The organism is Xanthomonas sp. LF02-5 (assembly GCF_034105325.1).
Classification (GTDB): Bacteria; Pseudomonadota; Gammaproteobacteria; order Xanthomonadales; family Xanthomonadaceae; genus Xanthomonas_A; species Xanthomonas_A sontii.
Window position 1 is genome coordinate 98,482 of sequence record NZ_JAXGGF010000007.1, and the last position, 21,165, is coordinate 119,646.

Consider the following 21,165-nt stretch of genomic DNA (forward strand, 5'->3'; position numbering starts at 1 on the left):
CCGCGTCAGCGGGCCGGTCGGTGCGAGAGTTCAGCGCTCTCGCGATCTTGCATGTGGTGCCCAGGAGAGGACTCGAACCTCCACGGTTTTACCCGCTAGTACCTGAAACTAGTGCGTCTACCAATTCCGCCACCTGGGCGCTGAAGGCCGCGAATTCTGCGGTGCCGCCGCGACCTTGTCAACGCCTATTTTTGCGCCGCTCTCGATTGCCGGCATCGATGACGCGATCCGACCGCGGCACGCAGCGGTGCGGCGCACGTGCCAACCGCCGCGCGGCTGTGCGCGCGCGCACGCTTCGGCGGTGCGCGGATTCGGCGGAAAACCGCATGCGCGATGCCGATTCCGACACAGCGTTGTCACAAGCGGACCCGCTTCGAAGATCCGGCGTGACCGCGGCGGGAGTTCGCGATTTTGTCGGTTGACCCGGATCGGCGCCTCGCTAGTTTGCATCCGGCAATCCGTCGCCCTCCCCCACGCTCCGGAGCATCCCCATGCACAGCCTGTCCGCTTCCCTGCTCGCCGCCGCCCTGTTCGCCAGCGCCACCAGCGCCTCCGCCGCCGGCGCCGACGACGCCACGCTCAATTCCCTCACCGAGATCCAGCGCGCCCTGGACAGCGGCGCCTCGGTCGCCGTGGCGATCGACCTGAGCCAGTGCACGCCCACCTCCGGCGGCGCCACGCCCAGCCAGACCCGCGGCGGCCTGCGCATCGGCGCCTACCGCGTCACCGCCGACGGCACCCTGTCCTTCGCCGACGAGCACGTGACCGTCGGCCGCGACGGCAAGCCGATCCAGCAGTTCCTGCGCTACCAGGTACATCCGGACAACAGCATCGACTTCACCATGTTCGTGTTCGCCCTGCCCAGCTACCAGCAGACCGGCAGCACCCTCGGCTACCGCTGCGCGATCAACCAGGGCCTGCGCTTCAACGTCGGCTACTGAGGTCGCCACCGACGCGTCCGCGACGGCGCTGCACTGCCGCCGTCGCAAAACGCTTGACAGCGTCTGCTGCCACGCGCACAATTCTCGTTCTGAGTTGCCCAGGTGGCGGAATTGGTAGACGCACTAGTTTCAGGTACTAGCGGGTAAAACCGTGGAGGTTCGAGTCCTCTCCTGGGCACCACGACCGACAGGTCGAGCAAGATCTCAAAACCCGCTTCGGCGGGTTTTTTGTTGGCTGCGCGCAGGCCGCGGCGCTCAGCGCTGCGGCGGACGCAACGGACCGATGTCCACGCGCACGCCCTTCACCCACACCGCCACCTTGTAGGCACGGTAGCCCGGGTTGTGGCGTTCGGCCGCACGCGCGGCCAGGTAGGCATTGGCGGCATGCACCAGCACCTGCAAGGACGGCTCCAGTTGCGCGACGCGCCGGAGTCTCACTTCGTAGGTGGCCATGCGCCCTCCCCCACGTACCGGCAGGCGCCGCGTCGTGCCGCGATCGGCCAATGCATGGCGGCGGCGCACCGCGGCGCCGACACCCTTGTGTCCACAACATCCATGTCCTGCATGCGCAGCCTCGCGCGTCCGTGCATTCCGCACCGCACGAGTATTGAATCTCCGAACAATTGGAGTCAAGCGTGACTGTACGACAAGCCGGCGGATGCTCCATATCTTGGTAGGCCCGCCGTCCCCCAAGGCCCACCGCGATGAATAGCTTCGGCGAGCGTTTGCGCGAAGCCAGAAAAGCCGCCGGGCTCACCCAGGAGCAGTTGGGCTTCGCGCTGGACGTCACCAAGTCCTCGGTGTCGGCCTGGGAGAACGACCGCGAAACGCCGAGCTTCCGCCTGCTGCCGACGCTGCGCAGCGTGCTGAACCGCTCGCTCGACGAACTGGTGTGCGGCGTCGGTCCCGGCAAGCGTGTGCAGGACCTGCCCGCCGACTATCCGTTGCTGGCGCAGGACGCGCAGGAGCGCGCCCTGCTCGCGCGCTATCGCAACGCCTCGGTGCGGCGCCGCGAAGCCGTGCTGGAATTGCTCAAGCCGGACAACGGCTGAGTCACACTGGCGGCGCGTGTGGCGTTCGGGCATCGCCAGTAACGACGGGATGTCGTTCGCAGAAGCGGCTTCAGCCGCGACCAAACCCTACCGGCATGCCCGTCGCGGCTGAAGCCGCTCTTACGAGGACGACCACGCTTCTCGCTGAGGCGCGGCACGCGTGATGTTCGAGACGCTCTTCAGCCGCCGACGCCGAGCGTGCGCAGCGCCTCGCCCCAGATCGCGTAGCCCGCTTCGCTGGGATGGGTGCCATCGGGCATCAGCGCCGCCGGCAGCGTGCCGTCCGGCTGCAGGAAGCGCGCGCCGATGTCGAGCCAGCGCACCTGCGGGTCGTGGGCGAAGCGCGCGGCCAGCAGGCGGTTGGTCTGCAGGATCGGCGCACGCTGCGGCGCATCGGCGGCGAAGCCGCGCGGGAAGATGCCCATCAGCACGATCCGGCTGCGCGGCAGGCGCCGCCGGATCTCGGCGACCACCGCCGCCACGCCGTCGGCGGTCTCCTGCGGCGTGTTGGTGCGCGCATGCTCGGTGCCGACGAGGTTGTTGGTGCCGAGGTTGATCACCACCCAGCGCGGCGCCAGACCGTCGACCTCGCCCTGGCGCAGCCGCCACAGCACGTTCTGGGTGCGGTCCCAGCCGAAGCCCAGGTTCAGCACCCGCGCGTCGCCGAAGGTGCGCTGCCAGGCCTGCGCGCCATTCACCCGGATCGCCTGCGGCGCGCCCGCCCAGAAATGGGTGATCGAGTCGCCGAGCATCACCACCTGCGGCTGCAACTGCCGCGCGGCGTCCAGCGCGGCATGGTGGCGGCCGTACCAGTCGTAGGAATCCTGCTCCAGCCAGGGCACCGCGATGCGCGCGGTGTCGACGTCGGTCATCGCGTCCAGCGGCACCCGCGGCGCCTCGTCGAGCAGGTGCGCCAGGGTCGGCTCGATGGCCTCGGCCATGCGCCGCTGCCCACGCGTGTCCGGATGCAGCGCGCCACTGCCGGGACGCTGCCGCGGATCGTAGAACAGGCTCGGGTCCAGCGTGCCATCGACGCGCTGGAACACGGTGCCGATGTCCAGGTAGGCCACACGCGGATTGTCGCCGTAACGCACCGCCAGCGCGCGGTTGACCTCGGCGTCGCGCGCACTCTTCTGCGCCGACAGTGCGCTGGGCAGCAGGCCGAGCAACAGGATGCGGGTGCGCGGCAGGCGCTGCTCCAGCGTGGCGACCACCGCATCGATCCCGCGCACCGTGTCCGCCGCGCTGTGCCCTTGGTGGCCGGTATTGTTGGTACCGATCAGCAGCAGCGCGACCTTGGGCCGCAGACCGTCGACCTCGCCGTGCTGCAGACGCCACAGCACGTGTTCGGTGGCGTCGCCGCTGAAGCCGAGGTTGAGCGCGCCGCGGCTGCCGTAGAAGGTCTGCCAGGTCGACTGGAAGTCTTCGTCCGGCGCCTGCGCCTTCTCGTCGTTCTGGGTGATCGAATCGCCGATCAGCAGCAGCGGCGCATCCGGGTGCGCGCGTCCCTGCGCCAACACCTGTTGGTGGCGCTCGGCCCACCAGGTTTCGTGCAGGCGATCGGCCGGGGTCACCGGCACCGGCGAGGCCGCCGGCGGCGGCGCGGCCTGCGCATGGTCCGGGTGCGCTCCAAGGCATAGCAGTACGAGGACGGCCGCGCGCGGAAGCGATGCGGCGAAGCGGGCGCCGAAGGCGCGGAGAAAGCGCTGCATGTGCGGGGCTGCCGAAGCCTGCGAAGAGCCGCATTCTGGTGCGCAGGCCGCGGCAGCGGCAAGTGTCCCCGCGCCGGAGCGCGACGCCGGACACGCATGCCACTTGGCATGCCCGGGTGCGGCGCGCCGGACGGCACGCCATCAGGCAATGGGGTGCATGCGCCGCGATCGCACCACCATTGCAGCGGCACGGAACGGCACAGGGCGTGGTGCCGTCCGTGCCGACGTGCGGCCGTCGAGGCTCAGTGGCCGCCAGCCGCCGCCGCGCCACCGCCGCCGCCGAACGGCGGCTTGGCCAGCCACAGGAAGAAGATGATCCCGAGGAAGGTCCAGCCCAGCAGGTAGAAGATGTCGTTGAAGCCCATCTGCGAGGCCTGGTGGTTGATGGTGTTGTTGAGCAGCGCCGCGCCGTTCTGCAGGCTGCCGTTGCCCATCATCTGCACCTGTTCCTGCATACCCGGCGTGTAGGTGGAGATGTGCTCGGTCAGGTGCGCATGGTGCAGCTGCGTGCGCTTGGCCCACAGGTAGGTGGTCAGCGAGGCGGCGAAGCTGCCGCCCAGCGTGCGCAGGAACGTGGCCAGGCCGGAACCGGCGGCGATCTCGCGCCCGTCCAGGTCCGACAGCAGGATCTGCAGCACCGGCATGAAGAACAGCGCCACGCCCACGCCCATCAGCAACTGCACCCCGGCCACGTGCGGGAAATCCACCTGCAGGTTGAAGTCCGAGCGCATGAAGCTGGTGGTGGCCATGAAGATGAAGGCGATGCTGGCCAGCAGCCGCAGATCGAAGCGCGAGGCGTACTTGCCGACGAACGGGGTCATGATCACCGGCAGGATGCCGATCGGCGCGGTGGCCAGGCCGGCCCAGATCGCGGTGTAGCCCATGTCGCGCTGCAGCCACTGCGGGATCAGCAGCGAAACGCTGAAGAACGCGGCATAGGCGACGATCAGCGCCATGGTGCCGGCGCGGAAGTTGCGGTGGCGGAACAGCCGCAGGTCGACGATCGGATCCTTGTCGGTCAGCTCCCAGATCAGGAACACCGCCAGCGCCACCGCCGAGATCGCGGCCAGCACGACGATCTTGGTCGAACTGAACCAGTCCTCGTCGTTGCCCAGGTCCAGCACCACCTGCAGGCAGCCGACGCCGATGATCAGGGTGATCAGGCCGACGTAATCCATGCGCGGGCGCTCGATCGGCTCGGGACGGTCGCGCAGCTGCGAGCCGACCACGGTCGCGGCGATGATGCCCAGCGGCACGTTGATCAGGAAGATCCATTCCCAGCTGTAGTTGTCGGTGATCCAGCCGCCGAGGATCGGCCCGGCGATGGGCGCGACCACGGTGATCATCGCCAGCAAGGCCAGCGCCTGGCCGCGTTTCTCGCGCGGGTAGATCGACACCAGCAGGCTCTGGGTGATCGGGTACATCGGGCCGCAGACGAAACCCTGCAGCGCGCGCGATACCACCAGCATGCCCATGCTCTGGGCCAGGCCGCACAGCAGCGAGGCCGCGGTGAAGGCCAGCGTGGCCCACACGAACAGCTTGGTCTCGCCGAAACGGCGGCTGAGGAAGCCGGTCAGCGGCAGCGCGATGGCGTTGCTGACCGCGAAAGAGGTGATGACCCAGGTCGCCTGCTGCGAACTGGCGCCGAGGTTGCCGGCGATGGTGGGCAGCGAGACGTTGGCGATGGTGGTGTCGAGCACCTGCATGAACGAGGCCATCGCCAGGCCCACCGTGCACAACGCCACACTGGCCGGGCGGAACCCGGCGGCCGGTGCGCCCGGAACCCCGGGCGCGGCGGGAGCGGCAGCTTGGTTGGACATGACCGGGCTCAGTTCGCCTTGGCGGCGTCGGGCAGGTTGGCGTGGATGATCTGCTTCACGGCCGCATCGGCCTGCTGCAGCTGCTGCGCATACACATCGGTATCCAGCAGCGTGCCGCTGGCCGGCTTGGTCGGCAGCACCGCGCCGTTCTGGTCATGCAGGTTGACGTCGGCCTTCATCGACAGGCCGATGCGCAGCGGATGCTGCTCCAGCTGCTTGGCGTCGATGGCGATGCGCACCGGCACGCGCTGCACGATCTTGATCCAGTTGCCGCTGGCGTTCTGCGCCGGCAGCAGCGAGAACGCACTACCGGTGCCGATGCCCAGGCTCTGCACGGTGCCGTGGTAGGTCACCGCGCTGCCGTACACGTCCGACTCCAGTTCCACCGGCTGGCCCAGGCGCATGTGCTTGAGCTGGGTTTCCTTGAAGTTGGCGTCCACCCACACCTGGTTCAGCGGCACCACCGCCATCAGCGCGGTGCCGGGCTGCACGCGCTGGCCGACCTGCACCGAGCGCCGCGCCACGTAGCCGGCCACCGGCGCGACGATGGCGCTGCGGGCGTTGTTGAGGAAGGCCTGGCGCACCTGCGCGGCGGCGGCCTGCACGTCGGGCTGGTCGGCCACGCCGTTCTCATCGATCAACGCGCGGTTGCGCGCCAGGGTCTCGCGCGAGCCGCTGACCGCGGCCTCGGCGGCGGCCAGCTGATCGCGGGCATGCGCCAGCTCTTCGGCGGAAATCGCACCGGTGGCAACCAGGCTGGCGCGGCGGGCGACGTCGGCGCGGGCGCGCTGCAGGGTCACCTGCTGCGCGGACAGTTCGGCCTGGGCGCCCTCGACCGAGCGGTACAGACCGCGCACCTGGCGCACGGTGCGCGCCAGATTGGCCTCGGCCTGCTGCAGGGCGACCTCGGTGTCGGCCGGGTCGAGCTTGACCAGCGGCTGGCCGCGCTCCACCCGCATGCCGTCGTCGGCGTCGATGCGCACCACGGTGCCGGCCACCATCGGGGTGATCTGCACCAGGTTGCCCTGCACGTAGGCGTCGTCGGTGTCCTCGTGCCAGCGGCCGACCAGGAAATACCAGATCGCCAGCGCGATCAGCACCAGCACCACTACCACGGCCAGGCCGCGCAGCAGCTTGCCGCGCCGGCTGGGGGCGGGAGCGGAGGAAGCGGGGGTCGTTGTCTGATTCATTGCAGCGATCTCAGGAATGCGAAGGTGCGGAAGAAGAAGAGCTCGGCGCATCGGCGGCGGAGGTGGCGTCGTAGCCGCCGCCCAGCGCCTGATTCAGGCGCACCGAGACCAGGATCTGATTGGATTGCAGCGACGCCAGGCGCTGCTGCGCGTCCAGCAACTGCTGTTGCGCGCTGAGCACGTCCAGGTAGTTGCCGATGCCGGCGCGGTAGCGCTGCTGCGACAGGTCGAAGGCGGCTTGCGCCGTCTGCAGCGCCTGCGCCTGCTGCTGCGCCTGCTCGGCCAGCGAACGCGCGGCGTTGACCTGGTCGGCCACCTCGCGCAGCGCCGCCACCAGGGTCTGGTTGTAGTTGGCCACCGCCAGGTCGTACTGCGCATCGCGCTCGGCCAGCTGACTGCGCAGCCGCCCGCTGTCGAACAGCGGCAGGCTCACGCCGGGGCTGAGCAGGCCCAGCACCGACGAACTCTTGAACAGGTCGCCCGGATTGGTGGCGGCGACGCCGCCCAGCAGGGTCAGATTGATGCTGGGATAGAACTGCGCCTTGGCCGCATGGATGCCCTGCGAGGCGGCTTCCACGCGCCAGCGCGCGGCGACCACGTCGGGCCGGCGGCCGAGCAGGTCGCTGGGCAGCACCGACGGCACCCGCGCGGCCTGCGGGTCGAGCAGGCGCGGGCGCTCGATCTGCAGCCCGCGATCCGGGCCGCGGCCGAGCAAGGCCGCCAGGGCGGTGCGCGCTTCGTCGATCTGCTGCTGCGCCGCCGCCTGCTGCTGGCGCGCCGCCGGCACCCGCGCCTCGGCCTGGCGCAGCTGCAGGTTGTTGTCGATGCCGGCATCGCGGCGCTGCCGCACCAGCTTCAGGCTGTTCTCCGAGCGCGCCAGTTCGGCGCCGGCCAGGTCGTACAGATGCCAGGCGTAACCCAGTTGCGCATAGGCGCGGGCGACGCCGGCCGACAGGTCCAGGCGCGCGGCCTGCGCGTCGACCTCGGCCGCATGCGCCTGGTCCACCGCCGCCTCCCACGAGGCGCGCTTGCCGCCCCACAGGTCGAAGCCGTAGCTGAAGTCCAGCAGCGCCTGCTCGTTGTGGATGTACTTGCCGCCGATCTCGTCGCCGACCAGGCCCTTGGGCAGTTGCAGGCCGGTGTAGCCGGCCGACAGCGACAGCTTGGCGCCGCGGTCGGCATCGGCCGCGCCGGCCTGGGCCTGCGCCAGGCGCAGCCGCGCATCGGCCGCGTCCAGGCTGGGCGTGCCCTGCAGGGCCTCGGCGATCAGCGCGTCGAGCTGCGGATCGCCCAGCGCCTTCCACCAGTCCTGCTGCGGCCACGGCGCCGGCGCCAGCGCGTCGGCGGCCAGGGTCTTGCCGATGTGCAGCTGGCGGTCGGCATCGAGCCGGCGCCCCTGCGGTTCCAGGCCACGGCTGCTGGCGCAGGCCGCCAGTGCCAGGGTGAGGGCCGCGACCGCGAACGGGCGCAGGCGGGAGGGAGAAGAAGACAGAGTCATGTGGGCGGGTTCAGGGCGAATTGAGGGAATCGCGGACGCGGACCAACAGCGAAAACAAGTGCTCGCGCTCGTCGGCGGACAGATCGCGCAAGGCATCGGCGATGACGTCGTCGCCGCGCTGCTTGAGCTGCTGCCACAGCGCCTGGCCTTCGTCGGTCAGCACCAGGCGCAACGCGCGGCGGTCCTGCGCGTGCGCCTCGCGGCGCACCCAGCCCAGGTCTTCCAGCTTGTCCAGCAGGCGCGTCACCGCGCTGGGGTTCTGGTCGATGGCCTGGGCCAGTTCGTTGGCGGTGCACGGCGCCATGTGGGCCAGGGCCTTCATGCCGATGTAGTGGCTGAAGCCCAGGTCCGGCTCCAGCCCGGCCATGGCGCGGTCGAGGCGGCGCATCAGGCCGTCACGCACCTGGCGCAGCAACAGGCCGAACGAGGGCTGGCCAGGAAAGGAGGGAGCGCAGTTCATGGGCGCCCATTATTTTCATTTAGAAATATATGTCAAGAAAATATCCCCAAGGAAACTAGATGCTGCGTTGCAGTAGAGGAACGCTGACGGCGAGCGCACTGTAGCGGCGCGCGGCCATGGCTCGGTATTACAATCCGGACAATGGATATCGAAATCGCGCCAACCCAGCCGGCCGACGTTCCGGCCAGCGTCGGCTCCGACAGCGCGCTGGACCCGCGCGCCATGGAGTGGTTCGAACGCGCCGATGGCCCGCCCGCGCTGGCCTTCATCGCGCATTCGCCGGTGTCGCTACGGCGCGAGGTGGACTGGCACCGCCACGTGCGCGGGCAATTGATCTATGTGGAGGACGGCGTGCTGAGCACCCGCACCGCTCACGGCCAGTGGTCGCTGCCGCCGGGCTGTGCCGGCTGGATGCCGCCGCAGGAACTGCACACGGTGCAGGTGTCCGGGCGGGTGCGCAGCTACCTGGTGCTGATCCGCCCCGACGTCTGCGCCGACCTGCCGCCGCGGACCTGCGTGATCGGCATGAACGGCCTGTTCCGGGAGGCGCTGCGGCGGATGAGCCAGTGGGGGGTGCCGCCGGTGCTGGCGGCCGAGCAGCAGCGCCTGTGCGCGGTGCTGCTGGACGAGGTGCGCAACGCCCCGGTCGAGCATCTGCACCTGCCGATGCCGCGCGACCGCCGGCTGCTGCGCATCGCCACCCAGTTGCTGGAAACCCCCGCCGACGACCGCTCGCTGGCGCAATGGGCGCACTGGGCCGGGCTGTCGGCGCGCAGCCTGAGCCGCCACTTCCGCGACGAGACCGGCTTCGGCTTCGCCGGCTGGCGCCAGCAGGCGCGGCTGGCCGAGGCGCTGCGCCGGCTCAGCGACGGCGCCAGCGTCGCCGACACCGCCTTCCGGCTGGGCTACAGCAGCCCCAGCGCCTTCGTCACCGCCTTTCGCGGCCGCTTCGGCCATCCTCCGGCCCGTTACCTGGCCAGCGCCGGCGGCACCCGCGGCTTGGCATCGCCGGCCGCATCCGGATAATCGACCGGCTGACCTGCGGCGCCTGGCGCCGCGTTCCCCTATAGGTATTTCCTGCGCATGACCGATCTCGCCCGCCCCGCCTTCCATGGCTTCGAACAGCTGCCGCTGCGCGAATACGCCGAACGCGCCTACCTCGACTACTCCATGTACGTGGTGCTGGACCGCGCCCTGCCCTTCCTCGGCGACGGGCTCAAGCCGGTGCAGCGGCGCATCATCTATGCGATGAGCGAGCTGGGCCTGAACGCGACGGCCAAGCCGAAGAAGTCCGCGCGCACCGTCGGCGACGTGATCGGCAAATACCACCCGCACGGCGACAGCGCCTGCTACGAAGCGCTGGTGCTGATGGCGCAGCCGTTCTCCTACCGCTACCCGCTGATCGAAGGCCAGGGCAACTTCGGCTCCACCGACGACCCGAAGTCGTTCGCGGCGATGCGCTACACCGAGTCCAAGCTGACCCCGATCGCCGAAGTGCTGCTGGGCGAACTGGGCCAGGGCACGGTGGACTGGTCGCCGAACTTCGACGGCACCCTGGACGAGCCGACCTGGATGCCGGCGCGGCTGCCGCACCTGCTGCTCAACGGCACCACCGGCATCGCCGTGGGCATGGCCACCGACGTGCCGCCGCACAACCTCAACGAGATCGTCAGCGCGCTGATCCGCCTGCTCGACGACCCCGACGCGAGTGTCGCCGACCTGTGCGAGCACGTGCGCGGCCCGGACTACCCGACCACCGCCGAGATCATCACCCCGGCCGCCGACCTGCGCGCGATCTACGAGACCGGCCATGGCAGCGTGCGCGCCCGCGCCACCTACCAGAAGGAAAACGCCAACATCGTGGTCACGGCGCTGCCCTACCAGGTGTCGCCGTCCAAGGTGATCGAGCAGATCGCGCAGCAGATGCGCGCCAAGAAGCTGCCCTGGCTGGAAGACATCCGCGACGAGTCCGACCACGCCAACCCGGTGCGGGTGGTGCTGGTGCCGCGTTCCAACCGGGTCGACGCCGAGCAGTTGATGGGCCACCTGTTCGCCACCACCGACCTGGAGCGCAGCTACCGGGTCAACCTCAACGTGATCGGCCTGGACGGCCGCCCGCAGGTGAAGAACCTCAAGACCCTGCTGGAGGAGTGGCTGCGCTTCCGCAGCGACACCGTGGTGCGCCGCCTCAACCATCGGTTGGAGAAGGTCGAGCGCCGTCTGCACCTGTTGGAAGGCCTGCTGACCGCGTTCCTCAACCTGGATGAGGTGATCCGCATCATCCGCACCGAGGACGAGCCGAAGTCGGCGCTGATCGCGCGCTTCGGACTCAGCGAGGAACAGGCCGACTACATCCTGGAGACGCGCCTGCGCCAGCTCGCGCGGCTGGAAGAGATGAAGATCCGCGGCGAGCAGGACGCGCTGGCCAAGGAACGCGAGCAGCTGCAGGCGCTGCTGGCCAGCAAGACCAAGCTGAAGAAGCTGATCAAGGACGAGCTGACGGCCGACGCCAAGAAGTTCGGCGATGCGCGGCGTTCGCCGCTGGTGCAGCGCGGCGCGGCCCAGGCCATCGACGAGACCGAGCTGGTGCCGAGCGAGCCGATGACCGTGGTGATGTCGGAGAAGGGCTGGATCCGTGCGGCCAAGGGCCACGACGTGGACCCGGCGGCGCTGTCCTACCGCGACGGCGACGGCCTGCTGGCGGCGGTGCGCGGGCGCAGCACGCAGCAGGTGGCGTTCCTGGATTCGGAAGGCCGTGCCTATTCGACCCTGGTGCATACCCTACCCTCGGCGCGCGGCAACGGCGAGCCGCTGACCGGACGCTTCTCGCCCGCGGCCGGTGCCTCGTTCCAGGCCATCGCCAGCGGCGAGAACGACAGCCGCCTGGTGCTGGCGTCCTCGCACGGCTACGGCTTCGTCACCCGCTTCGAGAACCTGACCAGCCGCAACAAGGCCGGCAAGGCCATGCTCAACCTGACCCCGAACGCCAAGGTGCTGCCGCCCGCGCCGGTGAGCGGCGCCGGCAGCGACCGCATCGTCGCGGTCACCAGCGCCGGCCACCTGCTGGCGTTCCCGGTCGCCGACCTGCCCGAGCTGGACAAGGGCAAGGGCAACAAGATCATCGACATCCCCAAGGCCAAGCTCAGCACCGAACGGGTGGTGGCGATCGCCGCGGTGGCGCCGGGCAACACGCTGCTGGTCAAGAGCGGCCAACGCACCATGTCGCTGTCGTTCAAGGACCTGGACGCCTACCTCGGCGCCCGCGCCAGCCGCGGCGGATTGCTGCCGCGCGGGTGGCAGAAGGTCGACGATCTGGCGGTGGAGTAAGCGCGCCTCACTGGACATCCGTCCAGCCCCGGCTTGTCAGTCCTCTCAACGAAGGAACGCAACGATGAACGAGAACGTGAGCAATGCCGGCAATGACGCTTCCTTGATTGCCAGGGTGGAGCGGCTGGAGCAACAACTCCAGGCCAAGGACCAACGCCTGCGCCGTGCCGTGACGGTCAACCGGGTGCTGCTGTTCGGCGTCGCCGCCCTGGTGGTCGCCAGCGCCGGCGCCATCACCAGCGTCGGCGAACAACTGAGCCAGTTCATGGAGTTCTCCAGCACGCCGGTGTCCGCGCCGGCGCTAGACACCTCCGTGCGCTGGGGCCGGCGCGATGCGTCCAATGTCGGCCCCGGCTACACCAACGAGATCCTGTCGCTGATCTCCGAGTCCGACCAGCAGAACTCCTTCAGTTGGCCGCTGTACATTCAGCTCAATGCGACCAAACATCCCAACGCGACCCAGGACAGTTCGCAGAGCGTGGGCGCCACCGTCCGGGCGTTCCAGCGCAGCACCGGGTCGCCGTGGCTGGCGGGTTTCCACAGCGAACTGTTCCACGGCTACGACGGTATCGCCGGGCAGAACGTCGCAACGCACGGCACCAGCATCCTGTTCAACGGCGAATTGACCTCCTACACCAACGGCGGGTCGACGATCGGCCTCAATCTGCTCAACACCCCGGGTTCCAGCACCGCCGGCACGCATGCCATCCAGATCCAGCCGGGCACGCGTGGCTGGCAGAACGGCATCCACTTCGACAGCGGCGCGCTCGGCAACATCGGCATCAACTTCGACCAGTCCAACTACAACATGGGCATCGACCTTGGCGACAACAGCCTGAGAATGAATGCCAATCAGCGCATCATCCTCGAGAAGTACGGCAGCGTGTATCTGCGCTACAACAGTACGAGCGACAAGGTGGAAGTGGTCAAGAAGGGCAGCGTCGTCGCTTCCTGGTGAGACATCCGCGGGATCGGAACTTACGGGGATACCGAAGTGGATCCACTCCTATCGTAGGAGCGCCTTCAGCCGCGACACCTCAGCGTGTCGCGGCTAGCGCCGGCCGCTCCGACGATAAGAAGCACAGTGGTCTGCGCGCCCGTTCTCGGGGATATTCTCGCTAGGCCGCATCGCGCAACTGCTCGATATGGCTGGCGATCATCGCCGCCACCGTGTCGGCCACCGCGCGCGCGCTCAGGCGGGTATCGAACAACAGTTCCACCGTGGCATAGATCAGGTCGACCACGATGCGGCTGACCAGGCGCAACTGGCGCGGGTCGGCGTCGGGGAAGGCCTCGCTGAGGAAGCGCACCTGGCCCTTGGTCACCTGCGCATGCGACTCCAGGCGCACCTGCTGCAGCGCCGGCACCGCGCGCAGCGCGCGCAGCACCCAGACGCCACCCTCGGTCGCCTTGGTGACGCGGTAGGTATCCAGCACCAGTCCGGCCAGCGCACGCTGCAACTCCTCGCGCGTGCCGCTCATCGCCTGCAGGGTGATCCACTTGGGGATGAGCTGGTTCTGCCGCTCCATCAGCCGCCGGCCCAGTTCCGACAGCAGCGCGTACTTGTTCGGGAAATAGCGGTACAGCGCCGGCGGCGTCAGCCCGGCACGCGCGCACACCAGGTTGGTGGACAGCCGCTCCACGCCGACGTCGCCGAGCAGTTGCGCGGTGACCGCGAGGATCTGTTCGTAGGTCTCGGTGGCGCGATGCTGGGCCGGCACCTTGTTCCCGGTCAGGCGCGGGCGGTGCGGTGCGGAGGGACGCGGCGTGTCGGCGGGCATGGGATCTCGATGGTGGTAAAGCAGCAGGCGCCGCAGTGGCGGCACGTCGCCAGCCTGACGGCACGCATCGCCGCGGCAATGGGTGCGCGGGCTGCGCCGCGACGTCGCGGCACGCGCCGACATCGCATCTTACCGCGCCCGCCGCTGGCACACCGGCAACGTCGCTCAGCGCCGCGCCAGCCAACCGCTGAGGCCGGCCGCCAAGCGCCGCTGCAACGTGGTGTACGGAGGAAAGAACGCCTTGACGATCGGCAGTCGGCCGCCGCGCAGCAGCGCGCGTTCGTGCGAGAAGGTGCGGAAGCCGTGCACGCCGTGCGCGCTGCCGAATCCCGAGGCGCCCACCCCGCCGAACGGCAAACCGCTGTGCACGAACTGCTGCAGGCAGTGGTTGACCACCGCGCTGCCGGAACTGGTGCGCGCCAGCACCTGGGCGATGCCGGCACGGTCTTGGCTCCACAGGTACAGCGCCAGCGGCTTGGGCGCGACGTCGAGCCGATCGAGCACCTCGTCGAGGCGCGCGAACTCGACCACCGGCAGTACCGGACCGAAGATCTCTTCCTGCGCGATCCGCGCCTGCGCCGGCACCTGCGCCAGCAGCGTCGGCGCCACGTAGCAGCTCTCCGCGTCGTGCTCGCCACCGGCCAGCAACTGCGCGCCGCCGGCGCGCGCTTCGTCGATCAGCGCGGCCACCCGCGCGGCATGCGCCGGGTGGATCATGCGCGCCAGGTGCGGGCTGGCGGCGACCGCCTGCGCGTCGGCACCGTAGCGCTGCGCCAGCAGGGCGCGGCAGTGTGCGAGCAGGCGCGCGCTGACGTCGCGATGCACGAACAAGGTATCCGGCGCGATGCAGGTCTGTCCGGCATTGACCAGCTTGGCCCAGACGATCACCTCGGCGGCAAGACGCAGGTCGGCGCTGCGGTCGACGATCACCGGCGACTTGCCCCCCAGTTCCAGGGTCACCGGCGTCAATTGCCGCGCCGCCGCGGCCATCACCTCCCGGCCGACCGACGCCGAACCGGTGAAGAACACATGGTCGAACGGACAGGCCAGCAAGGCCTGCGCAGTCGCCGCACCGCCCTGCACCAGGACCACCTCTTCCGGTGCGAATGCCTCGTCCAGCACCGCCTGCAGCACCGCGTTGACCTGCGGGGTGAATTCGGAGGGCTTGATCAGCGCCGTGTTGCCGGCGGCCAGTGCCGACACCAGCGGCCCCAGCACGGTGGCCACCGGGTAGTTCCAGGGCCCGATGATCAGGCAGCGGCCCTTGGGCTGGAACGCGATGCGCGCGCGCGTGCCCAGGGCCAGCAGGGTCGGGGCGACCTTGCGCGGACGCATCCAGCGCGGCAGCTGCGCGATGGCGGTGGCGATCTCGTCGACCACCGGCAGCAGCTCGGTCAATTCCACTTCCAGTGCGGGCTTGGCGAAATCGGCGGCGAAGGCGGCGATCAGCGCCTGCCGTCGCGCCAGCAAGGCATCGCGCAGCGCACGCAGATGCGCGCGCCGCGTGTTCGCCGACGAGCCGCGCCAGGCCAGCGCGGTGGCCTGCTGCGCGGCGAACAGCGCCGCGACCGTCTCCGGTGGGGTGTCCAGCACGGGCTCAAACGCCATCGCCGCGCTCCTGCTTGGCGGACATCGGCCATCGCCCGGTGCCTGGCAATCTCCTGCCCTGCGCCATGCGCGGCCGACGGAAGCGCGTCATCGCAGCGGCCGGCACGCTCGCACGGCCACCCCCATCAGCCCGCATGCGAGCCCGCCTCCACGACGGCCGGACGGCGCTGCCGCCGGCCGATCCACAGCGCCAGCAGCGCCGCGGTCAGCGCAAAGCCCAGACCGACCAGCGGCACCGGCGCCGGATCGTCGGCATGCAGCAGCAGCGACGCCAGCAACGGCCCGCAGGCCGACCCGATCAACTGCGCGGCCGGCACCAGCACCGCCACCCGCCCCTGCGCATCGGCACGCAGCGCCAGGCCGACATGGAACGGCATCAGGAACATCCAGGCGAAGCCGAACGCCACGCACACCGCGGCGAAGCCCAGCGTCGCATTGCCCGGAACCCGGTACATCGCCGCGGCCACCAGGCACAGCGCCACGCTGCCCAGGGTCAGGGTCGCCGTCACCGACAGCCGGCGCACCCAGTAGATCGCCGCCAGCCCGCCGACGATCTGCATGCCCAGCACCCACGAGGTCTGCAATTGCGCCGCATGCGCGTCCAGCCCCGCGCGCAACGCCAGCGGCTCCAGGTAGGCCCACAGCGCGCCGATCGCCGACATCTGCAGGAACGCCACCAGCAATGGCGCCAGCGTCGCCAGCGACCAGCGCAGCCTGGCGGTGGCGGTCGCCGCGCACTGCGCATCGGCGGCGGGAGCCAGGCTTGCCGGCACCGACAGTGCCGCCGCCAGCGGCAGCACCAGCAGGCAGGTCGCGGCCATGGCCACGAAACCGCCCTTCCAGCCGGCCGCCGGCAACACCCACAGCGCCAGCGCCGCCGCCAGCGCGATCTGTGCGAGCGCCTGCAGCACCATGAACACCGCGGTGATCCGGTCCGGCGTGGCCGCGCGCACGATGCTGACCGTTGCCACCCAGACCAATAGACCCTCGGCCAGGCCGGCGACGGCACGCAGCGCGACGAACGCCGCATCGCCCTGCGCCTGCACCGTGGCCAGGTTAAGCGCCGCGGCCAGCAACGCCGCCAAGACCGCCGTGGCACGCTGCCAGGACACCGGCAGCAGCGCATCGCCCAGTGCCACGCCGATCCCCAGCGCGATGATCTCGCCCATCGCCACCACGCCCACGCCGGGCAGCGTGATCAGGTGCTGCTCGACCAGTGCGCCGAGCACGATCGGCTGCACGCCGAGGATCAGCAGCGCGATGGCGCCGATCGACAAGGCCGCGGCGAGCGGACGTGTCGCGTGGAAGGCGGTTGATGCGACGGAAGACGGGGATGGCGTGGCGGTCATCGCGATGGACCCTCAGTAGCCTTTGCTTTCGGCCGGCAGTTCGCCCGCGGCGAAGGCCGCGGCGGCACGCCGCTGGTCCTTGCGCAGCCGCCCGTTGGCGATGCGCCGCACCCACCAGGGCAGCTCCCGCACCTGCCCGCCGGTGGCCGCGGCAAGCACATAGGCCTTGGCGCATTTCTCGAACAACTCCACGTTCAATGCCAGCCGCTGCGCGGTGATGCCAAGACACAGCGGGCGTCCGCCGAACAGCAGGACGCTGCCGCTGCCCGGCGCGGCCGTCGCCAACGCGTCGAGCGCAGGAAACGGCGCCGGCATCGGCCCGATGTGCCGCGCCTGTTCGTCGAACACCTGCGGCAACACGCCGCCGACATTGGCCAGAAGGTGGCCGAACGCACCGGCCGACCAGGCGCTGGCGCCGACATCCGGACGCCGCGCGTACACCTGCGCGTGCACCTGCGCCGCGGCCGGCAGCGCTGGGTCGCGCCAGTCCAGCCACTGCGGCCGCTCCGCATCGAGCGCGCCACAGCACATCGCCGTGCTGCCCGGACAGCGCAGCGCCAAGGCTGCCGCGTCGTCGCCGAGCAAACGCTTGGCGGCGAGCCGCTCGCGGGTCTGCAGCCACAGCGCTTCGATGTGCGAGAGGGTGGGCATGCGCTATACCAGCTTGAACACGTCGTCGAAGCGGTTCAGCGCCTCGTCGACCACCGCATCGGTATCGGCGCGGCTGGTGTAGATGCGGCTGCCGGCCAGTGTGATCAGCCCGTGCGCCGAATACGCCGCGCCCATCTCTTCCATCATGTGCTTGCGCTCCTTGGCTTCGTTGCGCACGCGCCACAGCTTGTACAGGTTGCCGGTGTCCAGCAGCAGCACGCCGGAGGTCTGCAGGTGCACGATCGAGCCCATGTTGTAGACCACGTACGGCAGGCCGAGACGGCGGATAATCGCCTCCAGGCCCTGCCGCAGGCGATCGCCGGCGCGGCCGGCCTGGCCGGCGGCGTCGCTGCGCTGCGCTTCCAGCAAGGCGTGGTAGCCGGCCACGCAGGACAGCGGATTGGCCGACAGCGTGCCGCCGACGAAGGCGCGCCGCGCCGTCGTGCCGATGCCGCCGACCAGGCTCATCATCACCTCGCGGCGGCCGCCGATCGCGCCGGCCATCGGATAGCCGCCGGCCAGGCACTTGCCGAGCACGGTGATGTCCGGCAGGACCCCGAAGTAGCCCTGCGCACCGCCCGGGCCGAGCCGGAAGCCGGTGACCACTTCGTCGAAGATCAGCAGCGCGCCGAACTCGTCGCACAACTTGCGCACCTGCCGGTTGTAGTCGTGGTGCACCGGCCGCGTGCCGCTTTCCGGCCCCAGCGGTTCCAGCAGCACCGCCGCGGTGCCGCCGCGCAGGCGATTGAACTGCAGCTTGCGCCGCAATGCCTCCAGATCGTTGGGGTGGCATTCCTGGGTGTAGGCGGTGGCGCCGCGCGGGATGCCGATCGCCTCCATGCGCCCGGTGCCCGGCAGGCGCATGCCGTACACCAACTGGTCGCTCCAGCCGTGGTACGCGCCGCCGATCTTGATGATCCATTTCTTGCGGGTGTGGGTGCGGGCCAGGCGCACCGCGCCCATCACCGCCTCGGTGCCGGAGCCGAGCAGGCGCAGCATTTCCACCGCCGGCATGCTGGCGCAGACCAGTTCGGCCAGCTTGACCTCGTACGCGTGCAGCAGGCCGGTCACCGGGCCGCACTGGTCCAGCACCGCCTGCACGTGTTCGCGCAGTTCCGGCGGATTGGACCCGAGCAGGGTCGGCCCGCCCGCCTGCAGGAAGTCGATGTAGCGGTTGCCGTCCACGTCGGTCAGGTACGCGCCCTCGGCGCTGTGCATGGCCAGCGGGAACGGATGGTTGAACGCCAGGTTGTGCTGCACGCCGCCGGGGATCACCTGCTTGGCCGCCTCGCCCAGGCGCTTGGAGCCCTGGCAGCGCGCGTCGAAATAGCGCATCACCTTGGCCATGCCGGCGGCGCCGATCGGCCGCATCGGCTGGTTCACCAAAGCATGGAAGCGTGCGTACAACTGGTCCACATCGGGCCACTGCGAAATGGCGGGGGTCTGGCTCATGGTCGGTGCCGGGTTCGGGGGAACGGAAACGGAAAGCGCGTGCATGGGGTCAGGCCTCCAGTGCAGTGAGGACGGCACGCAACGGCAAGGCCAGGCCGGCGTCATGCAGCGCGCGGCGTTCGATGCGGCGCGCCAGGTGATCGCACGCCAACTGCTCCAGCGCATCGACCGCCGCCACCGCCTGTTCCAGGCTGCGGCCGCAGCACAGCACGCCGTGGTTGCGCATCAGGTAGGCGTTGCTCGACGGCCGCAGCTGGCGCGCCAGCAACCAGGCCAGCAGCCCGGTGCCGGACGGGAAGTAGCCGACCATCGGCACGCGCGTGCCGATCGCTGCCTGCAATGCCGGATCCTCCACCGCCAGCGCCGCGCCTAGCAGCGCGCAGGCGCTGGCCACCGGCTGATGGGTGTGGATGCTGCAGGCCACGTCGGGCCGGCGGCGCAGCACCTGCGCATGCAGGCCGGTCTCCACCGACGGCGTGGCGGCGCCGTCCAGTTGCCGCAGGTCGGCCAGGCGCACCACACAGATGTCCTCGGCGCGCATCGTCAGGTAATCGATGGCCGACGGCGTCACCGCGAAGCGCTCGGCATCCAGGCGCAAGGCGACGTTGCCGCCGGTGCCGGCCAGATAGCCGCGCCGCGACAGGTCCACGCACAGCGCGACCACGCGCGCGCGTTGTTCATGGGCAAACATGCTGGGGAACCTCCGGCACGCACTCGGGAACGGGATTCATGCGCCGGTAGATCGGCGCCAGCGTGCGCTGCAATTCGCGGAACATCGCATAGCGGTCGTCGTACAGCGCGCGCGTGCGCGGCGACGGTTCGTATACCCGGCGCGCGCGTTGCAGCGCCGGCAGGTCGGCGAAGTGCAGCCGGCCCAGGCCGACGCCGGCAATGAAGGTGGCGCCGATCGCATTGGCCTGGATCGGGTTGTGCAGTTGCCGGATCGGCTGGCCGCTGACGTCGGCGATGATCTGGCACCACAGGTCCGACTGCGCGCCGCCGCCGACCGCGGCGATCACGCCCGGATCGCGGCCGAGCAAGCGCGCGAACGGTTCCATCATCCAGCGCGTGTTCAACGCCACCCCTTCCATGAAGGCGCGGATGATGTCCTCGCGGGTGTGCATCAGCGACAGGTTGACCAGCCCGGCGCGCAGGCTATGGTCCTCCACCGGGGTGCGCTCGCCGAACAGCCACGGCATGTACACCAGGCCGTTGGCCCCGGCCGGCACCCGCGCGGCGATGACGTTGAGCACCTCGTACACGTCCGGGCGTTCTTCGTCGCGCAGCAGTTCGTCGGGATGGAACAGGATGCGGTCGCGCAGGAACGACAGGTTGGCGCCGGCGGTGGACTGCAGCGCGGTGGCCAGGTAGCGCCCGCTAACCGCGCACGGCACCGCGGCGATGTTGCTGAACACGTCGGTCTTCATCCGCGGAACGTGCGCGCCCAGCCACGACGAGGTGCCCAGATACAGATGCGCGGCGTAGTCCTCGACCGCCGCGGCCACCGCCACCGCCGAGTTGTCGATGGCGCCGGCGATCACCCGGGTCTGCGGCGACAGGCCCAGTTGCGCGGCCACGCCCGGCAGCAGCGGTCCCAGCACCTCGGTGGAGGCCACCAGCTCCGGCAGCTTGTCGCGTTCGATGCCGAGCAGCCGCAGCAGGCCGTCGTCGTAGCGGATGCGCATCGGGTCGCGGTTGTCGGTGACCCAGGTGGTGAGCACCGAATCGGCGGTGGCGCAGAAGCGCCCGGTCAGGCGCAGGTTGAGATAGTCCAGCGCGTTGAGGAACTTGTGCGTGCGCTGGTAACGCTGCGGTTCGTGGTCGCGCAGGTAGGCGATATGGCCGGCGCAATCCTTGCCGCTGCCGGCCGGCGCGCCGCCGCTCAGGCGCAACCAGCGCAGCAGCTTCAGCGGCGCATAGCCGCGCACGTTGAGCCAACGACCGCGCAGGCGCCGCGCGATCGCGGCCTGCCCGCGCATGTCCAGCCACAGCATGGCATTGCCCAGCGCGCGGCCGTCGCGGTCCACGCACACGGTGCACTCGCCCTGGGTCGAGCAGCAGACTGCGGTCACCCGCTGGCGCAACGCCTCGCCGCCTTGCAGCACCGCCGCCGCGGTGACCAGCAACGCGTTCCACCAGTCGCGCGGATCCTGCTCGGCGCAGACGCCATGCACGTGCAGCGGCACCGGTTCGAAGGCCCAGGCGATCACCTGGCCCTCCAGGGTGACCAGCGCGCACTTGCAGCCGGAGGTTCCCAGGTCCACCGCCAGCACCAGCGGCTGGTCGCCGCCCCGGTCGGCATCGAGCAGTTCGCTGCGCATCGG

18 protein-coding genes and 2 tRNA genes are annotated in these 21,165 nt (G+C 70.0%); 6 read left to right on the forward strand and 14 right to left on the reverse strand.

The features are described 5' to 3' along the window. Positions 1 to 54: 54 nt before the first annotated feature. Positions 55 to 139: transfer RNA gene (locus SLW52_RS17500), tRNA-Leu, on the reverse strand. A gap of 352 nt (positions 140 to 491) precedes the next feature. On the opposite strand from SLW52_RS17500, the gene SLW52_RS17505 reads away from it, so the two are divergent. Together SLW52_RS17505 and SLW52_RS17510 are read left to right on the forward strand one after the other, a co-directional pair. Beyond that, positions 492 to 941, forward strand: a complete 450-nt coding sequence (locus SLW52_RS17505; protein WP_043092440.1) for a VirK family protein — start codon at positions 492 to 494, stop codon at positions 939 to 941. 96 nt (positions 942 to 1,037) lie between these two features. Next, positions 1,038 to 1,122 (forward strand) — tRNA-Leu (locus SLW52_RS17510). Positions 1,123 to 1,196: 74 nt separating this feature from the next. On the opposite strand, the gene SLW52_RS17515 is transcribed toward SLW52_RS17510, so the two are convergent. Beyond that, a complete protein-coding gene (locus SLW52_RS17515; RefSeq protein ID WP_010343993.1) occupies positions 1,197 to 1,394 on the reverse strand; it encodes a hypothetical protein in 198 nt (65 codons plus the stop codon). Positions 1,395 to 1,645: 251 nt separating this feature from the next. On the opposite strand from SLW52_RS17515, the gene SLW52_RS17520 reads away from it, so the two are divergent. Next, the gene (locus SLW52_RS17520; RefSeq protein WP_017910998.1) at positions 1,646 to 1,993 is read left to right on the forward strand and encodes a helix-turn-helix transcriptional regulator; all 348 of its coding nucleotides are present in this window, start codon (positions 1,646 to 1,648) and stop codon (positions 1,991 to 1,993) included. A 179-nt stretch (positions 1,994 to 2,172) separates the two neighbouring features. On the opposite strand, the gene SLW52_RS17525 is transcribed toward SLW52_RS17520, so the two are convergent. The 5 genes from SLW52_RS17525 to SLW52_RS17545 all read right to left on the reverse strand — a co-directional run bounded on the left by SLW52_RS17525 (position 2,173) and on the right by SLW52_RS17545 (position 8,673). Continuing rightward, positions 2,173 to 3,705 carry a GDSL-type esterase/lipase family protein gene (locus SLW52_RS17525; RefSeq protein WP_320740834.1) on the reverse strand — a complete coding sequence of 511 codons (1,533 nt, stop codon included), beginning with the start codon at positions 3,703 to 3,705 and terminating at the stop codon, positions 2,173 to 2,175. Positions 3,706 to 3,947: 242 nt separating this feature from the next. Then, positions 3,948 to 5,525 carry a DHA2 family efflux MFS transporter permease subunit gene (locus SLW52_RS17530; protein WP_026144761.1) on the reverse strand — a complete coding sequence of 526 codons (1,578 nt, stop codon included), beginning with the start codon at positions 5,523 to 5,525 and terminating at the stop codon, positions 3,948 to 3,950. Between the two features lie 8 nt (positions 5,526 to 5,533). Beyond that, positions 5,534 to 6,715, reverse strand: a complete 1,182-nt coding sequence (locus SLW52_RS17535; RefSeq protein WP_267113869.1) for an efflux RND transporter periplasmic adaptor subunit — start codon at positions 6,713 to 6,715, stop codon at positions 5,534 to 5,536. A gap of 10 nt (positions 6,716 to 6,725) precedes the next feature. Then, a complete protein-coding gene (locus SLW52_RS17540) occupies positions 6,726 to 8,213 on the reverse strand; it encodes an efflux transporter outer membrane subunit (RefSeq protein ID WP_320740835.1) in 1,488 nt (495 codons plus the stop codon). A 10-nt stretch (positions 8,214 to 8,223) separates the two neighbouring features. Further along, positions 8,224 to 8,673 carry a MarR family transcriptional regulator gene (locus SLW52_RS17545; protein ID WP_026144760.1) on the reverse strand — a complete coding sequence of 150 codons (450 nt, stop codon included), beginning with the start codon at positions 8,671 to 8,673 and terminating at the stop codon, positions 8,224 to 8,226. 222 nt (positions 8,674 to 8,895) lie between these two features. Here SLW52_RS17545 and SLW52_RS17550 point away from each other — a divergent pair, with 222 nt between their 5' ends. The 3 genes from SLW52_RS17550 to SLW52_RS17560 all read left to right on the forward strand — a co-directional run bounded on the left by SLW52_RS17550 (position 8,896) and on the right by SLW52_RS17560 (position 12,958). Further along, a complete protein-coding gene (locus SLW52_RS17550; protein WP_320740895.1) occupies positions 8,896 to 9,699 on the forward strand; it encodes a helix-turn-helix transcriptional regulator in 804 nt (267 codons plus the stop codon). A 57-nt stretch (positions 9,700 to 9,756) separates the two neighbouring features. After that, positions 9,757 to 12,000 (forward strand): DNA topoisomerase IV subunit A, encoded by a 2,244-nt coding sequence (parC, locus tag SLW52_RS17555; protein ID WP_320740836.1) that lies wholly within the window; start codon positions 9,757 to 9,759, stop codon positions 11,998 to 12,000. A gap of 64 nt (positions 12,001 to 12,064) precedes the next feature. Next, positions 12,065 to 12,958 carry a hypothetical protein gene (locus SLW52_RS17560; RefSeq protein WP_017914916.1) on the forward strand — a complete coding sequence of 298 codons (894 nt, stop codon included), beginning with the start codon at positions 12,065 to 12,067 and terminating at the stop codon, positions 12,956 to 12,958. A gap of 160 nt (positions 12,959 to 13,118) precedes the next feature. Here SLW52_RS17560 and SLW52_RS17565 read toward each other — a convergent pair whose 3' ends face one another. The 7 genes from SLW52_RS17565 to SLW52_RS17595 all read right to left on the reverse strand — a co-directional run bounded on the left by SLW52_RS17565 (position 13,119) and on the right by SLW52_RS17595 (position 21,162). Further along, positions 13,119 to 13,781 (reverse strand): TetR/AcrR family transcriptional regulator, encoded by a 663-nt coding sequence (locus tag SLW52_RS17565; RefSeq protein ID WP_320740837.1) that lies wholly within the window; start codon positions 13,779 to 13,781, stop codon positions 13,119 to 13,121. Positions 13,782 to 13,946: 165 nt separating this feature from the next. Further along, positions 13,947 to 15,389, reverse strand: coding sequence for an aldehyde dehydrogenase family protein (locus tag SLW52_RS17570; protein ID WP_320740838.1), 1,443 nt, complete (start codon positions 15,387 to 15,389; stop codon positions 13,947 to 13,949). A gap of 125 nt (positions 15,390 to 15,514) precedes the next feature. After that, positions 15,515 to 16,666, reverse strand: a complete 1,152-nt coding sequence (locus SLW52_RS17575) for an MFS transporter (RefSeq protein ID WP_320740839.1) — start codon at positions 16,664 to 16,666, stop codon at positions 15,515 to 15,517. Between the two features lie 84 nt (positions 16,667 to 16,750). Continuing rightward, on the reverse strand, positions 16,751 to 17,389 hold the full coding sequence (locus SLW52_RS17580; protein WP_320740840.1) for a hypothetical protein: 639 nt from the start codon (positions 17,387 to 17,389) through the stop codon (positions 16,751 to 16,753). A gap of 3 nt (positions 17,390 to 17,392) precedes the next feature. Then, entirely contained in the window at positions 17,393 to 18,841 is a 1,449-nt protein-coding gene (locus SLW52_RS17585; protein WP_148828535.1) for an aminotransferase class III-fold pyridoxal phosphate-dependent enzyme, read from the reverse strand. Positions 18,842 to 18,890: 49 nt separating this feature from the next. Beyond that, positions 18,891 to 19,532, reverse strand: a complete 642-nt coding sequence (locus tag SLW52_RS17590) for a class II aldolase/adducin family protein (RefSeq protein WP_267122258.1) — start codon at positions 19,530 to 19,532, stop codon at positions 18,891 to 18,893. Further along, positions 19,519 to 21,162 carry an FGGY-family carbohydrate kinase gene (locus tag SLW52_RS17595; RefSeq protein WP_267099316.1) on the reverse strand — a complete coding sequence of 548 codons (1,644 nt, stop codon included), beginning with the start codon at positions 21,160 to 21,162 and terminating at the stop codon, positions 19,519 to 19,521. Before SLW52_RS17595 ends, SLW52_RS17590 begins: the two co-directional genes overlap by 14 nt. Positions 21,163 to 21,165 lie beyond the last annotated feature (3 nt).